The 14,583-nt window shown below is 69.5% G+C and carries 14 protein-coding genes and 1 tRNA gene; 7 read left to right on the top strand and 8 right to left on the bottom strand.

The genetic code is table 11. The features are described 5' to 3' along the window. Positions 1–238: 238 nt before the first annotated feature. The 3 genes from JWQ05_RS18625 to JWQ05_RS18615 all read right to left on the bottom strand — a co-directional run bounded on the left by JWQ05_RS18625 (position 239) and on the right by JWQ05_RS18615 (position 5,124). Positions 239–1,672, bottom strand: coding sequence for a mannose-1-phosphate guanylyltransferase/mannose-6-phosphate isomerase (locus JWQ05_RS18625; RefSeq protein ID WP_299661697.1), 1,434 nt, complete (start codon positions 1,670–1,672; stop codon positions 239–241). A 163-nt stretch (positions 1,673–1,835) separates the two neighbouring features. Continuing rightward, the gene (scpA, locus tag JWQ05_RS18620) at positions 1,836–4,001 is read right to left on the bottom strand and encodes a methylmalonyl-CoA mutase (protein WP_299661694.1); all 2,166 of its coding nucleotides are present in this window, start codon (positions 3,999–4,001) and stop codon (positions 1,836–1,838) included. A gap of 214 nt (positions 4,002–4,215) precedes the next feature. Then, on the bottom strand, positions 4,216–5,124 hold the full coding sequence (locus JWQ05_RS18615) for an N-formylglutamate amidohydrolase (protein WP_299661691.1): 909 nt from the start codon (positions 5,122–5,124) through the stop codon (positions 4,216–4,218). A gap of 208 nt (positions 5,125–5,332) precedes the next feature. Between JWQ05_RS18615 and cpdR the strand changes: the two genes are divergently transcribed. The 4 genes from cpdR (at position 5,333) to JWQ05_RS18595 (ending at position 7,452) form a co-directional block, all read left to right on the top strand. Continuing rightward, complete coding sequence (cpdR, locus tag JWQ05_RS18610) at positions 5,333–5,689, top strand: cell cycle two-component system response regulator CpdR (protein WP_003603128.1); 357 nt, start codon at positions 5,333–5,335, stop codon at positions 5,687–5,689. 107 nt (positions 5,690–5,796) lie between these two features. Then, the gene (grxC, locus tag JWQ05_RS18605; RefSeq protein WP_299661625.1) at positions 5,797–6,054 is read left to right on the top strand and encodes a glutaredoxin 3; all 258 of its coding nucleotides are present in this window, start codon (positions 5,797–5,799) and stop codon (positions 6,052–6,054) included. After that, entirely contained in the window at positions 6,051–6,914 is an 864-nt protein-coding gene (locus JWQ05_RS18600) for a carbon-nitrogen hydrolase family protein (RefSeq protein ID WP_299661622.1), read from the top strand. Before grxC ends, JWQ05_RS18600 begins: the two co-directional genes overlap by 4 nt. 46 nt (positions 6,915–6,960) lie before the next feature. After that, positions 6,961–7,452 (top strand): DUF1178 family protein, encoded by a 492-nt coding sequence (locus JWQ05_RS18595; protein WP_299661620.1) that lies wholly within the window; start codon positions 6,961–6,963, stop codon positions 7,450–7,452. Between the two features lie 2 nt (positions 7,453–7,454). Here the strand turns inward: JWQ05_RS18595 and JWQ05_RS18590 are convergent, their stop codons facing one another. Together JWQ05_RS18590 and JWQ05_RS18585 are read right to left on the bottom strand one after the other, a co-directional pair. Next, a complete protein-coding gene (locus JWQ05_RS18590; protein WP_299661617.1) occupies positions 7,455–7,943 on the bottom strand; it encodes a disulfide bond formation protein B in 489 nt (162 codons plus the stop codon). Between the two features lie 19 nt (positions 7,944–7,962). After that, positions 7,963–8,544, bottom strand: a complete 582-nt coding sequence (locus JWQ05_RS18585; RefSeq protein ID WP_299661614.1) for a YqaA family protein — start codon at positions 8,542–8,544, stop codon at positions 7,963–7,965. A gap of 164 nt (positions 8,545–8,708) precedes the next feature. Between JWQ05_RS18585 and JWQ05_RS18580 the strand changes: the two genes are divergently transcribed. Then, positions 8,709–8,792: transfer RNA gene (locus JWQ05_RS18580), tRNA-Leu, on the top strand. A gap of 32 nt (positions 8,793–8,824) precedes the next feature. Here JWQ05_RS18580 and JWQ05_RS18575 read toward each other — a convergent pair. The 3 genes from JWQ05_RS18575 to JWQ05_RS18565 form a co-directional block, all read right to left on the bottom strand. After that, positions 8,825–9,520 carry a type 1 glutamine amidotransferase gene (locus JWQ05_RS18575; protein ID WP_299661611.1) on the bottom strand — a complete coding sequence of 232 codons (696 nt, stop codon included), beginning with the start codon at positions 9,518–9,520 and terminating at the stop codon, positions 8,825–8,827. A gap of 43 nt (positions 9,521–9,563) precedes the next feature. Beyond that, on the bottom strand, positions 9,564–10,940 hold the full coding sequence (eat, locus tag JWQ05_RS18570) for an ethanolamine permease (protein WP_299661608.1): 1,377 nt from the start codon (positions 10,938–10,940) through the stop codon (positions 9,564–9,566). Positions 10,941–11,032: 92 nt separating this feature from the next. Beyond that, on the bottom strand, positions 11,033–12,253 hold the full coding sequence (locus tag JWQ05_RS18565) for a ceramide glucosyltransferase (RefSeq protein ID WP_299661605.1): 1,221 nt from the start codon (positions 12,251–12,253) through the stop codon (positions 11,033–11,035). A 124-nt stretch (positions 12,254–12,377) separates the two neighbouring features. On the opposite strand from JWQ05_RS18565, the gene JWQ05_RS18560 reads away from it, so the two are divergent. Both JWQ05_RS18560 and JWQ05_RS18555 read left to right on the top strand, forming a co-directional pair. Further along, positions 12,378–13,355: an FAD-dependent oxidoreductase gene (locus tag JWQ05_RS18560; RefSeq protein WP_299661603.1), complete on the top strand. Its 978-nt coding sequence runs from the start codon at positions 12,378–12,380 to the stop codon at positions 13,353–13,355. A gap of 25 nt (positions 13,356–13,380) precedes the next feature. Continuing rightward, positions 13,381–14,283 (top strand): histone deacetylase, encoded by a 903-nt coding sequence (locus JWQ05_RS18555; RefSeq protein ID WP_299661600.1) that lies wholly within the window; start codon positions 13,381–13,383, stop codon positions 14,281–14,283. The last annotated feature ends 300 nt before the right edge of the window (positions 14,284–14,583 follow it).

Genomic DNA, 14,583 nt, shown 5'->3' with positions numbered 1-14,583 from the left:
GTGGCCAGGCAACGATACACGTCGGTGTGAGAACCGGTCGAACCTTCACTCCAGCTCGGCAACCGAAGCAATACCAGCGACGCCGAGGCGATCGTAGGCAACCTTGGTCTGGACGCGTCTGTCCGGGGACAACCGATAACGGCTAACGTCTGTAAGATGGGGCCAGCGGTTCTGGCCGATAACCGCCATTATGACTATCTCGCGCAGAACCGGCTTCTCCCTTTCGCGGTGTGGTGGTTCAGCGGCCGTAGATGTCCTCGACGCGGATGATGTCGTCCTCGCCGGTGTAGGAGCCGACCTGGACCTCGATGAGCTCGAGCGGGATCTTGCCCGGGTTGGTGAGACGATGCATCGAGCCGATGGGCAGGTAGACCGCCTCGTTCTCGTGCACGAGGACGACGGCGTCGTTGAGGGTGACCTCGGCGGTGCCCTTGACCACGACCCAGTGCTCGGCGCGGTGGAAGTGCTTCTGCAGCGAGAGCCGCCCGCCCGGCGTGACCATGATGCGCTTGACCTGGAAGCGCTCGCCGATGTCGATGCGCTGATACCAGCCCCAGGGCCGGTACATGCGCCGATGCGCATCCGCCTCCGGGTGGGCCCTCTCCCGCAGGCGGCTCACGAGGTCCTTGACCTGGCCGGCGCGCGCCTTCGAGGTCACCAGCACGGCGTCGGGGGTGGTGACCACCACGACATCGTCGAGGCCGACGACGGTGGTCAGGTGCTCGCCCTCGCTGTGGATCAGGCTGCCCCGGGTGTCGAGGGCCTCCACGCGGCCGCGCAGGGCGTTGCCGTCGCGATCGTGCGGCAGCACCTCCCAGACCGCGTCCCAGGTGCCGACATCGGACCAGGGGAAGGAGACCGGGCGCACGCCGGCCCGCTCGGTACGCTCCATCACGGCATAGTCGATCGAGGTCTTGGGGGCCCGGCTGAAGGCGGCGGCGTCCAGGCGCACGAAGTCGAGGTCGGTCACCGCGCCGTCGAGGGCGGCCCGGGTCGCGGCCAGGATCTCGGGGACGTAGGCTTCGAGTTCGGCCAGCATCACGTCGGCGCGGAACAGGAAGTAGCCTGAATTCCAGAGCGCGCCCTCCGCGATCAGGCGCTCGGCCCCGGCCCGGTCGGGCTTCTCGACGAAGCGCTCGACCCGGTGGTTGCCCGATGCCCCGTCGAGGGCGCCGCCGACGCGGATGTAGCCGTAGCCCGTGGCGGGGGTGGTGGGCGTGATGCCGAGGGTCATGATCTGCCCGGCGCGGGCGCCGGCGGCGGCGGCCCACGCGGCCTCCACGAAGGCCGGGGCGTCGCCGATGACGTGGTCGGCGGCCATGATCAGCACCACGGCCTGCGGGTCGCGCCGCGCGGCATGGAGCGTCGCCACCGCGACGGCGGCGGCCGAGTCGCGGCGCTCCGGCTCGAGGATGATGTCGGCCTCGATGCCGGTCTCGGCGAGCTGCTCGGCCACGATGAAGCGCGCGTCGCTGCTCGTGAGCACGGCGGGACGCGCGAACACGCTCGCCTCGCCCAGGCGCCGGGCCGTGTCCTGGAAGGTCGAGCTGTCGGGGGTCACGAGGCGCGTGAACTGCTTGGGCATGCTCTCGCGCGAGGCGGGCCACAGCCGGGTGCCCGAGCCGCCACACAGGATCACGGGGTGGATCAACCCGCCGGCACGCTCTGACATCGCGATCTCCCCTTAACCGGAACGGCAAAGCCCGACTGCGGACAGGTCCCCGCAATCAAGATTTCTGCCAGAACCCTCGATGCGTCCTAGCGTGTCCCGAGGCGGGCCGCCACGGGGGCGTCGCACCAGAGTCAAAGGCCGGTTATCGCGGACGGGCGAGCGCCTATTCGGCCGCTTGCCGCGCCGCGTAGCCGAGACGCCCATTCAGCTCCTCGATCAGCTTCACGGCGGCTTCCGCGATGACGGTGCCGGGCGGGAAGATCGCCGAGGCGCCGGCCGCGTAGAGGGCCTCGTAATCGCCCGGCGGGATCACGCCGCCGATGACGATCATCACGTCGCCGCGGCCCTGCTCGGTCAGCGCCGCCTTCAGTTCCGGTACCAGCGTCAGGTGGCCGGCGGCGAGCGACGAGACACCGACGATGTGGACGTCGTTCTCCACCGCCTGGCGGGCCGCCTCGGCCGGAGTCGCGAAGAGCGGTCCGATATCCACGTCGAAGCCGAGATCCGCGAAGGCGGACGCGATGACCTTCTGGCCGCGATCGTGGCCGTCCTGGCCCATCTTGGCGACGAGAATGCGCGGGCGGCGCCCGTCGTTCTCCTCGAAGGCCTCCACGAGCTTGCGAACGGTCTCGACCACCGGCGACATGCCACCCACCTCCCGCTTGTAGACGCCCGAGATAGAGCGAATCTCGGCCCGGTGACGGCCCCAGGCCTTCTCCAGCGCGTCCGAGATCTCGCCCACGGTGGCCTTGGCCCGCGCCGCCTGCACGGCGAGTTCGAGGAGGTTGCCGGTCCCTTGCGCCGCCGCCGTCAGGGCGCTGAGCGCGGCGTCCACGTCCGCCTGGCTGCGCTCGGCGCGCAGGCGCTTCAGCTTGTCGATCTGCAGGGTGCGGACATTGCCGTTGTCGACCCGCATCAGCTCGATGGCGCGGTCGTCGTCCGGCTTGAACTTGTTGACGCCCACGATCGTCTGGCGCCCGGAATCGATCCGGGCCTGGGCGCGGGCGGCGGCCTCCTCAATGCGCAGCTTCGGGATGCCGGCCTCAATGGCTTTGGCCATGCCCCCGAGCTCCTCCACCTCGCGCAGGTGCTCCCAGGCGCGGGCGACGATGTCTTGTGTCAACTTCTCGACGTAGTAGGAGCCGCCCCAGGGATCGACGATGCGGGTCGTGCCGCTTTCCTGCTGCAGGAAGAGCTGGGTGTTGCGGGCGATGCGGGCCGAGAAGTCGGTGGGCAGCGCCAGCGCCTCGTCGAGGGCGTTGGTGTGGAGCGACTGGGTGCCGCCCTGGGTCGCCGCCATCGCCTCGATGCAGGTGCGGGTGACGTTGTTGAACACGTCCTGCGCCGTCAGCGACCAGCCGGAGGTCTGGCTGTGGGTGCGCAAGGGAAGGGACTTGTCGCTCTTCGGCTCGAATTCCTTGACGAGCTTGGCCCAGATCAGGCGCGCGGCCCGCATCTTGGCGATCTCCATGAAGAAGTTCGTCGAGATCGCCCAGAAGAACGACAGGCGCGGGGCGAACTGGTCGATGGTCAGGCCGGCGGCGAGGCCCGCCTTGATGTACTCGACGCCGTCGGCCAGCGTGTAGGCGAGTTCGAGGTCGTTCGTCGCGCCGGCTTCCTGCATGTGGTAGCCGGAAATCGAGATCGAGTTGAACTTCGGCATGTGCTTGGAGGTGTAGGCGAAGATGTCGCCGATGATCCGCATCGAACCCGCCGGCGGGTAGATGTAGGTGTTGCGGACCATGAACTCCTTGAGGATGTCGTTCTGGATCGTGCCGGCGAGCTTTTCCGGCGCCACGCCCTGTTCCTCGGCCGCCACGATGTAGAGGGCGAGGATCGGCAGCACCGCCCCGTTCATCGTCATCGAGACGGTCATCTCGTCGAGCGGGATGCCGGAGAACAGCGTGCGCATATCGTAGATCGAATCGATTGCGACGCCCGCCATGCCGACATCACCCGAGACCCGCGGGTGGTCGGAATCGTAGCCCCGGTGGGTCGCGAGGTCGAAGGCCACCGACAGGCCCTTCTGCCCGGCGGCGAGGTTGCGCCGATAGAACGCGTTCGAATCCTCGGCCGTGGAGAAGCCGGCATATTGCCGGATGGTCCAGGGCTGCGTCACGTACATCGTCGGGTAGGGACCGCGCAGGTAGGGTGCGACCCCCGGAAAGGTGTTCAGGAACTCGATGCCCTCGCGGTCCTGCGGGCCGTAGACGCCCTTCACGGAAATACCCTCCGGCGTCATCCAGGGCTCGCCGGTGGGCGGAACCAGGGCCGGGACGGCGTCGGCCGCGTAGGGAACGGTCGCGAAGTCGGGGATGCGAGACGTCATGGGCTCTGGCTCGTGGGGCGCGTCGTGCCTGCATTATAGGTAAGCGCCGGATCGGAGCTACTCCTAACCGGACTTCGCGTCGAAGGGGCCGGCAAAACCGCGATTTTCGCCGCTGCGTCCGAAAATCTTTTGCGCATCGCGGCAAAAGTTTCTTCGCGCGGCAGAGATCCTTGGCGCGGCAGAGATCCTTGGCGCGGCAGAGATCACGGTTCCGCTACTCGGCGGCCATCCGGCGCGGGGCGAGGCCCTCGACCTCGGCCGCCACGGCGGCCACCACCGCGCGCAGGTGCCAGACCAGCTCCGAGAAGCCCGGCGTGACCGCGAGGGTCGCCTCGTTCATGTAGAGGCCGCGATTGATCTCGATCTGGAGCGCGTGGCGCTCGACGTTCGGCTCGCCGTAATGCTCGGTGATGAAGCCGCCCGCATAGGGCTTGTTGCGCAGGACGCGGTAGCCCCGGGCCCGCAGGTGGTGCTCGAAGGCATCGATCAGGACCGGCGCGCAGGCGGTGCCGAAGCGGTCGCCCAGGATGATGTCGGCCCGGGCCGACTCGTCACGGCCGAGGCTCGACGAGGGCATCGAGTGGCAGTCGATCAGGATGGCGTGCCCGAACTGGCGTGCGGTGCGCTGGATCAGGCCGCGCAGGGTTCGGTGATAGGGCTTGTACAGGCGTTCGATCCGCTCGATGGCGACCTCGACCGGCAGCCGCCCGCGATAGATCTCCTGCCCGTCGGCGACGAGGCGCGGGATCGTGCCGAGGCCGCCCGCCACCCGCATGGAGCGCGTGTTGGCGAAGGCCGGCAGGCGCCCGTCGAACATGCGCGGGTCGAGTTCGTAGGGTTCCCGGTTCACGTCGAGATAGGCGCGCGGGAAATGCGCCCGCATCAGCGGTGCGCCAAGGTCGACCACCGGGGCGAACAGGCGGTCCACATGCGCGTCCTCGGAGCGGCGCAGCGCCAGACCGGCCAGACGCGAGGCGGCAAGGAAGGCCGGCGGATAGACCGCGCCGGAATGGGGCGTGTTGAACACGAAGGGCAGGCTGTGCGTCGCCGGTTCGTCCACCGTGAAGGCGGGGTCGAAAGCGGTCACGCCAGCCGCATCGGGGTTCGGCAACGGCTCGGTCATCGCGGCGCGGGCGCCTCGGTGCGGACGGGACAACGCATCGACCCACTCTGCGGTTTGCCGGCTGGCCTGTCCAGCATGACGGCTGTATGCGAAGCCGCTCGGCGGTGCCGTTGAACACCCCGGCCACGACCGCTCGGCAACGTCTTGTTTACCAAGTCGGGTCTTTGTGGAAAGAACAAACCGAATCAAAGGCACAGGACGCCGCTCGATGAAAATCCTCCTGGCGGAAGACGACAACGACATGCGCCGCTTCCTGGCCAAGGCGTTGCAGAACGCCGGCTACGACGTGCTGTCGTTCGACAACGGCCTGTCGGCCTACAACCGCCTGCGCGAAGAGCCCTTCGAACTGCTCCTCACCGACATCGTGATGCCCGAGATGGACGGCATCGAGCTGGCGCGCCGCGCCACCGAACTCGACCCCGACATCAAGGTGATGTTCATCACGGGCTTTGCCGCCGTGGCGCTGAACCCGGATTCCAAGGCTCCCAAGGACGCCAAGGTGTTGTCGAAGCCCTTCCACCTGCGCGACCTCGTCAACGAGGTCGAGAAGCTGCTGGCCGCCTGAGGGCGGAAATCCCCGCGTCACCGCCTCGTTCCATCGCGAGACGGGCAGTAGGAAGAGCCGCCGCGCTCGCCTATATGCTCTGAGGATTGGGGTGGGGCCTTTCGCGCATGAAGCCGGTCACGATCTACACAACCGCGTGGTGCCCGTACTGCTCGGCGGCCAAGAGCCTGCTGCGCGACAAGGGCATCGCCTTCACGGAGATCGACGTGGAGAAGACGGCCGGCTCGCGCGGCACCATGGTGCAGCGCGCCGGGGGCCGCACCAGCGTGCCGCAGATCTTCGTGGGCGACACCCATGTGGGCGGCTGCGACGACCTCTACGCCCTCAACGGCGCCGGCAAGCTCGACCCGCTGGTGGCCGCATGAGCAGCGAATCCAAGAGCAGCGAGCCGACATTCACCGCCGCCTGCGTGCAGATGCGCTCCGGGCGCGATCCGCTGGCCAACCGCGATGCCGCCGTGGCCCTGGTGCGCGAGGCGGCGGATGCGGGTGCGCATTACGTGCAGACGCCCGAGATGACCTCGCTCGTCGAGCGCAGCAAGGCGAGCCTCTTCGAGAAGGTCACGGCCCAGGACGACGACCCGACCCTCGCGGCCCTGCGCGAGGTCGCCCGCGAACGCGGCATCGTGATCCAGATCGGGTCGCTGGCCGTGCGCAACGGCGACAAGGTCGCCAACCGCGCCTTCCTGATCGATGGGCAGGGTGCGATCACAGCCTCCTACGACAAGCTGCATCTCTACGACGTCGACCTGCCCAACGGCGAGCGCTGGCGCGAATCCGCCACCTATACGGGCGGCGCCTGCGCGGTCGTCGCCGACACGCCCTGGGCGCCGGTCGGGCTCGCCATCTGCTACGACATCCGCTTCCCGGCCCTCTACCGGGCGCTGGCCGAGGCGGGCGCCACGATCCTGACCGCGCCCGCCTGCTTCACCCAGCAGACGGGCGAGGCGCATTGGCACGTGCTCCACCGGGCGCGCGCCATCGAGACCGGCTCCTTCATGATCTCGGCGGCGCAAGGCGGGCACCACGAGGACGGGCGCGACACCTACGGCCATTCCCTCATCGTCGATCCCTGGGGCAAGGTGCTCGCCGACGCGAACGGAGCCGAGCCCGGCGTGATCCTGGCCGAAATCGACCTCTCCCGCGTCACCGAAGGCCGCGCCCGCATCCCGGCGCTCCAGCACGCCCGGCCCTTCACGGTGGAGCGGGTCGGACGTTCCGCTTGATCTTCCGTCCCCTGGCTTCAAGCCCCCGGTCCCGAACCCTGGTTCCATGATCCGCTACACCCTCGCCTGCGAGGCCGAGCACAGCTTCGAGAGCTGGTTTCCGTCGAGTGATTCCTACGACGAGCAGGCCGTGCGAGGTCTTGTGACCTGCCCGGTCTGCGGTTCGGCGCGGGTGGGCAAGGGCATGATGGCGCCCTCGGTCGCGCGCACCGATCGCGGCGCCCGCATTCCCGAACGCCCGGCCGAGGTGGTGCTGGAGGCGGGCCTGCCCGTGGCCGCATCGCCGCCCGTGCCGCAACTCGCGATGACGGAGCCAGAGCGGCAGCTACGCACCCTGATGCGAGCCATGCGCGAGCAGGTGACGCGCAACGCCGACGACGTCGGGCCGCGCTTTCCGGAGGAGGCGCGCCGGATGCATTACGGCGAGGCGGAAACCCGCTCGATCTACGGGGAGGCCAGCCTCGACGAGGCCCGCGCGCTCCTCGACGAGGGCATCGCGGTCGCGCCCCTGCCGCCGGCCTCCGACGACCGGCACTGACATCAGTGCTTGAGGGCTGCCGTTCCCGAAAGGGCGGCGAGCCCGAAGGCGATCAGCGCGTTCCAGCCGGCGAGCGAAACCCCGAACAGGCGCCAGGCGGCGGTGGAGCAATCGGCCACCCGGGTCGTCTTCAGGCTGTTCAGGAAATCACCGACAGCCGCGGGATTGGCTCCCGATCCCCCGCCGCAATCGCTGGGGCCGGGCCAGAGCGCCCACTCGGCCCCGGCGTGATAGACGCTCAAGCCCGCCCCGTAGAGCAGGCCGAGGGCGGCGAGGCCGAGCACCAGCCGCGTGGCCCAGGCCGGCAGGAACAGGCCGAGGAGGGCAAGCGGGATCGCGGCGTAGTAGGGGATGCGCTCCGTCAGGCAGAGCTTGCACGGCACGTAGCCCAGCACCCACTGGAAGTACCAGGCGCCCCCGAGGGTCAGCACGGACCCGGCGAGGAGCAGGAGGGCCGCCCGGCGCAGGCGCAGCAGCGTAACGTCATCCATCTTGGGAAAAGCACCGTCTCTAGAGAAGCACCTTGAACAGGACGAAGCCCAGGATGATCACCGCGACGGAGATCGCCGCCACGACGTTGAGGTGCCGGTCGAGTACCCCACGGATCTGGACGCCGTAACGCCCGAGAAGTCCAGCGAGCACGAAGAAGCGCAGCCCCCGCGTCAGCAGCGAGAGCACCACGAACCAGAATAGGTCGTAATGGGCGAAACCCGAAGTGATGGTCACGAGCTTGAAGGGAATCGGCGTGAGTCCCTTCAGCAGGATCACCCAGTGGCCGTACTGCGCGTAGGAGGCCTGGAAGGTCGCGGCCTTGTCGGAAAGGCCGTAGACCCGGAACACCCATTGGCCGATGGAATCGAACAGCAGCGCGCCGATGGCGTAGCCGAGCAGGCCCCCCGCCACAGAGGCCAGCGTGGTGACGAGGGCGTAGAACCAGACCCGGTCGGGCCGGCTCACCGCCATCGGCACCAGCATCACGTCCGGCGGCACGGGGAAGAACGAACTCTCGGCGAAGGCGACCGCCCCGAGGGCGTAGGGCGCCGAGGGCTTGCCCGAGAGCGCGAGGATCCACTCGTAGAGGCGACGGATCATGAAGGGTCCGGACAAGCTGGCGATGGCGGGCGGCGCCCTTTGATCACACCCCGCGCGGGCTGGCGAGCGGTCCCGGGCCGCGCTTGGCCGGAAAACGCGCATCGGCTCGCCCGCGACGGATCTGTTGACAGGAGGGAGGCCACGCGGCAGGACATTTTCCGCGTGCCCGCGTGGTGGAATGGTAGACGCGTCCGACTCAAAATCGGAAGCCGAGAGGCGTGGGGGTTCGAGTCCCTCCGCGGGCACCAATGACCGCACCGGCCAAGCGCCGTCTCGGCGGTCAGCCTGCCTCCAGAAAGCGCGTGATCCAGTGGCCGACGCGGGCGGCGTCGCTGGGATCGTCGAGAGACGCGAGGGCGTCGCTGCGCAGGCCCGTGTCCAGTTCGCCAAGCCGATGACCGGCGATCAGCTCCCGGGCGTAATCGGTCGTGAACTCCGGATGGAACTGGAACGAGATCGCGCGCCGGTTGGTGTAGGCCAGGATGCCGTGGGGCGTGAAGGCGTTGCCGGCGAGCGTGCGGGACGCGGGCGGCGCCTCGACGACCTGATCCTGGTGGATCGCCGGAACCGCCACCCGTGTCGCGTCGTCCATCCAGTGCGCCCGACCCTCGATCGCGTAGGCGTGCAGCCCGAGCCCCCAACCCTTGGGCGATTTCGCGACGCGTCCGCCATAGGCGTCCGCCATGACCTGATGCCCGAAGCAGAGCCCCACCAGCGGCGTGGCCGGATCGAGCCGGCGCAGGAAACCGATCAGCGTGCCGATCCAGGGAAGGGGGTCGTAGACACCGGCGGCCGATCCCGTGATCAGGACCGCGTCGAAGGAATCGGAATCCGACGGCCATTCGCCCTGGGTAATGGCGAAGATCGTGGTGTCGTGCCCGGACCCGATGAGGTCGGAAACCATCCGGCCATAGCCCGGATAGCGACCCCCGAGCCGCTCCGGCGGGGAGCCCGCCTCGAGGATCGCGATCTTCATCGGTGCATCATATCCAACGGCATCATGGCACTGGCCAAACCTCTCAGATCGCTGGATCGTAGGCCGGCGTGCCGACCCGCGTATCCGGCGTCGCCAGCCGCGTCGCGGCCAGCACCGCCAGCACCATCACCCCGAGGAAGATCGCGAAGATCAGCGGATTGTAGATGACCAGAGCGACGAAGCAGATCGCCGCCATGGCGAGCGCGAACGCGGGTGCGGCCGGATAGAGCGGCGCCCGATACGGACGCGCGAGGGCCGGCTCCGTGCGGCGCAGCCGGAACAGGCTCGCCATGCTCATCGCGTACATCACCAGGGCGCCGAACGCCGCCATGGTGACGATGCTGGCGGTCAGGGACTGGCCCGCGATGGTGACGAGGCTGTCGCTGTAGATCGCCGCGATGCCCACGACACCGCCGGCCAGCGTTGCGATGTGGGGCGTGCGGAAGCGCGGATGCACCCGGGCGAGGCCGCGCGGCAGGAAGCCCGCCCGCGCCAGGGCGAAGATCTGTCGCGAGTATCCCATGATGATGCCGTGGAAGGAGGCGACGAGGCCGAACAGCCCGAGCCAGACCAGCATGTGCAGCCAGCCGCTCGATTCGCCGACCACGCCCTTCATCGCCTGGGGCAGGGGGTCGTTGAGGTTGCTCAAGGCCCGCCAGTCGCCCGAGCCCCCCGCGAACAGCATCACGCCGAAGGCGAGCGCCGTCAGGGTGAGCACGCCGGTGATGTAGGCGACGGGAATGGTGCGCTTGGGGGCCCTGGCCTCCTCGGCGGCCATTGCCACGCCCTCGATGGCGAGGAAGAACCAGATCGCGAAGGGGATCGCCGCGAACATGCCGCCGATCGCCGGCCAGCCGAACGTCGCGGTGCCGGCCCAACCGTTCGCGGCGAAGTTCGACCAGGCGAAGGCCGGGGCGACCACGCCCATGAAGACGAGGAGTTCGGCCACCGCCAGGATGGTCACGAAGAGCTCGAAGGTCGCGGCGATCTGCACGCCGACGATGTTTAGGGTCATGAAGACGAGGTAGGCGCCGAGCGCCGCATGCTTCGGGTCGAGGCCCGGAAACTGTACGTTGAGGTAGGCCCCGATGGCGAGCGCAATGGCGGGGGGCGCGAACACGAACTCGATCAGCGTGGCGTAGCCGGCGATGCAGCCGCCCACCGGCCCGAAGGCGCGCCGGCTGTAGGCGAAGGGGCCACCGGCCTGGGGGATCGCGGTGGTGAGTTCGGTGAAGCTGAAGATGAAGGCGACGTACATCGCCGCCACCGCCATGGTGGTGACGAGGAAGCCGAGGGTCCCGGCCGAGGCCCAGCCGTAGCTCCAGCCGAAATACTCGCCCGAGATCACGAGGCCGACCGCGATGCCCCAGAGGTGGAAGGCGTTGAGGCTCTTGTCGAGTCCGTCCGTCTCGGTCTGCATCGCGCTGGCCCCGTTCGCCCGCCACGGGCCCGGCGGCTCAAGCAAGAGCGTTGCCGTCGGGGCGCGGGGACAGGCAGACCGCCGCATGGCTCTCAGGCGGCGCTGGTGCCCGGTCGCGCGCGTCGCCAGGACCGGCCGGTGATCGGCCCGGCATCGATGTCCTTCACCTGGATCTCCTCCGCCCGGAAATCCTTCCTTCGAATATCCATGGCATTGCCGCGCCAGACGATGGCGCCGCGCATCCAGGCGCTGGCCCACAGGAAGGGAATCAGCGCGTCGCGGATCACGAAGGCGAGGAGGAGTCTTGGGCGCCGGTACCAGCCCGCCCGCGCCGCCAGCGCCATCTCGGCCCCGTACCAGAGGGCGGCGAGCCCAAGGAGCAGGGTGGCGAGGGCGATCGAGGGTGCGGCCGCCAGTGCGAGTCCGAAGGGCGGAAGCGGTCCGCAGCCGATCTCGGGCGCAAAGAACAGCGGGAAGGTGACCCGCCGCAGGCGGGCCCAGCGCAACTGCCGTGACCAGACTTCGGCCAGCGTGCGGCGCCCAAGCGGCTGGTCGAAGGGCGCGGCGACGAGGTGGACCCGTGCGCCGGCCGCGCGCACGAGCTTGGTCGCCGCCGCATCCTCCGCGATCTCCGCCGCGAGCGCCCGGATGCCGCCGCGCGCCTCCAGGAAGGGCTTGTGCCAGAGCATGCTCTTGCCCTGGGCAAAGCCGAGGCCCAGGGCCTCGCCGGTATATTGCCAGCGCGCCTGAAGGGTGTTGAGGAAGGCGCACTCGACTTCGGCGAGAAAGCCGTCCGGCCGGGCGCCGATCGGCGTCGAGCAGACGAGGCCGGTGTCCGGCCGCCAAGCCGCCTGCAATTGCTGCAGGTAATCCGCCGGCATCAGCACGTTGGAATCGGCGAGCACCACCCAGTCGTGGCGGGCCGCCTCCCAGCCGCGCACGCAATTGTTGAGCTTCGGGTTGTCGCTGATGCGCTCCGCGCCGACGACGAGGCGCGCCGGCACGTCGGGATGGGCCGCCATCAGCCGGTGCAGCAGCGGCACGATGGGATCGGCGGCCTCCGCCACGCAGAAGACGATCTCGTAGCGATCGTAGGCGAGCCGGAAACCGCGCGTCAGCAATTCCTCGCTGAAGGCCTCGAGGCCACAGACCGGCCGCACCAGGGACACCGGGGCCCCCGGTGGGAACACCGATGCGCCATTGCGCCGCCCGAGGCGCAGGCCCGCCACCGCGATGCCGATGAGGTTGATCAGCGTCAGGGCCGCGCACAGCGCCAGGGCGACGACGGCCCCGGTCTCGGTCACGCCCCACATCGGCCACTCCCCCATCGACGGTCTTCCCCTTCGCGACGCGCGAGATCCTGTGGCGGATACGGCGGACACGACGCCGCAACCCGTTCCACACCGACGCCCCTAACAGCCACGATGCATCAGTCGTATGACAACCGAGGGCAGCGAGGGGGTGGGCGTGGCGGAACCGGCGCGGGTGGCGATCGTGGGCGCCGGCATGGCGGGGGCGAGCGCGGCGCGCCGCCTCGCGCAGGCCGGGTACGACATCACCCTGTTCGACAAGGGCCGTCAGGTCGGGGGCCGCATGGCGAACCGGCACGACCGCGAGACGGATCTGACCTTCGATCACGGCGCGCAGGTGATGCGGGCGCACGGCTCCGCCTTCCGGACCCAACTGGAGGCGTGGCTGGCGGCGGGCATCGTGGCACCCTGGGACGAACCGGGCAGCTTTGCCGCCGTGCCGGACATGACGGCCCCGGTGCGGGATCTGCTCGCTGGCCTCGAGGTCCATGTCGGCCGCACCGTGACGGGGTTCGCGCGCGAGGCGACGCGCTGGCGCCTCGCGCTCGCCGAGGCGGAGGAACCCCGGCTGTTCGATGCCCTCGTGCTCACCCCGCCGGCCCCGCAATCCCGGCGCCTCCTCGACGCGGCGGGTCTGGACCTGCCCGGCCTGGAGCGGGTGACCTACGCGCCGTGCTGGTCGCTGATGCTGGCCTGCGGCCAGGACCTTCTGTTTGCAGGCGACGTCCTGCGCCCCGGCGCGGGGCCGGTCGCCGCCATCTTCCGCGAGGGCGCGAAGCCGGGCCGGGCGGGGGCGTCGGCGTGCTTGACCGTCCATGCCACGCCGGACTGGTCGAGGACTCACCTCGAGGCGCCGCGCGAGGCAGTGCAGGCCGCCATGGTCGACGCCCTCGGAGATCTGTTCGGCGTGGCGATCACCCCGGAGCACGCCCGCGTCCACCGCTGGCGCTACGCCCTCGTCGAGAGCACCTGCGGCGCGCCCTGCCTCTACGATCCCGGCATGCGCCTCGGGTTCTGCGGCGATGGCTGCCTCGGCCCGCGCATCGAGGCCGCCTACGACAGCGGGTCGGCCCTGGCCGAAAGCCTCGTGGCGGATCTCGGATGACGACCCCCACTATGAAACCCAGACAATGAGTCTGCCGATCGTCTTCCACCCGGCCTATGAGGCGGCCCTGCCCGAGGGGCACCGCTTCCCCATGCGCAAGTATGGCCGGCTCGCCGAGATACTGGCGGCGCAGGGACTCGTGCCGAACGGGTTCGTCCGCCCCGAGCCCGCCGGGGCCGATCTCCTCGCCATTGCCCACGACCGCGCCTACGTGGAGGCGGTCCTGGCGCTGGATGTTACGCCGGCGATCGAGCGCAATATCGGCCTGCCGGTGGGCGAATCGGTGGTGGCCCGTTCCTGCGCCTCCGTGGGCGGAACCCTGCTGGCGGCTCGCCTCGCCCTGGCGCAGGGCATCGCCGGCAGCACGGCCGGCGGCAGCCACCACGCGCGCCGCGACACGGGGGCCGGCTTCTGCATCTTCAACGATGTCGCTGTGGCCGCCCGCACCCTGCACGCGGAGGGGACGATCGCGCGGGCCCTCGTGGTCGATTGCGACGTCCACCAGGGTGACGGCACCGCCGATTGCCTGAGCGGGACGCCCGATCTCTTCACCCTCTCGATCCACGCCGAGAAGAACTATCCGACTGCCAAAATCGCGGGTGACCGCGACGTCGGGCTTCCCGACGGAACCGACGATGCGGGATACCTCGCGGTTCTGGAGGCCCATGTCGCGCCGCTCCTCGACGCGATCCGGCCCGACATCGTGTTCTACAACGCGGGCGTCGATCCCCATCGCGACGACCGCCTCGGGCGCCTCGCGCTCACCGATGTGGGCCTCCTCGCGCGCGACCGCTTCGTGGTCGGGGCGGCGCGGCGGCGCGGCATTCCCTTCGTCGGGGTGATCGGGGGCGGGTACGCGACGGATATCGACGCGCTGGCCGGGCGCCACGCGCTGATCTTCCAAGCGATGTCCGAAGCAGCTGGGTAGGGTCTTGAAGGGTGCCGCCAGCTGCCCACGCTCCGTCGGCTCGCGGCCGGCGGAGGTTCCGTCGCGCTGATGCCGCTTTCGGTCGCGGCAAGCGATGCAGTCTGGAGTGCTATCTCGAAAGCCAGCGCAACTCACACGACCGCAGGCCCCGATGACCATATTTCGCACAATCCCTCACGTTCCGATCGCGGGCGCTCGCATCCTCGTGCGTGCGCTCACCGCCGGCTTCGATCGGCTGACCGGTCCCGTCGGTCGCATGAGCGACCGGATCGAAGCCCACCTGCTCGAGCGGACCCGGCT

The organism is Methylobacterium sp. (assembly GCF_028290105.1).
GTDB lineage: Bacteria > Pseudomonadota > Alphaproteobacteria > Rhizobiales > Beijerinckiaceae > Methylobacterium.
The sequence above is the reverse complement of the archived record's forward strand: the minus strand, read 5'-3'. Positions and strand labels throughout refer to the sequence as shown.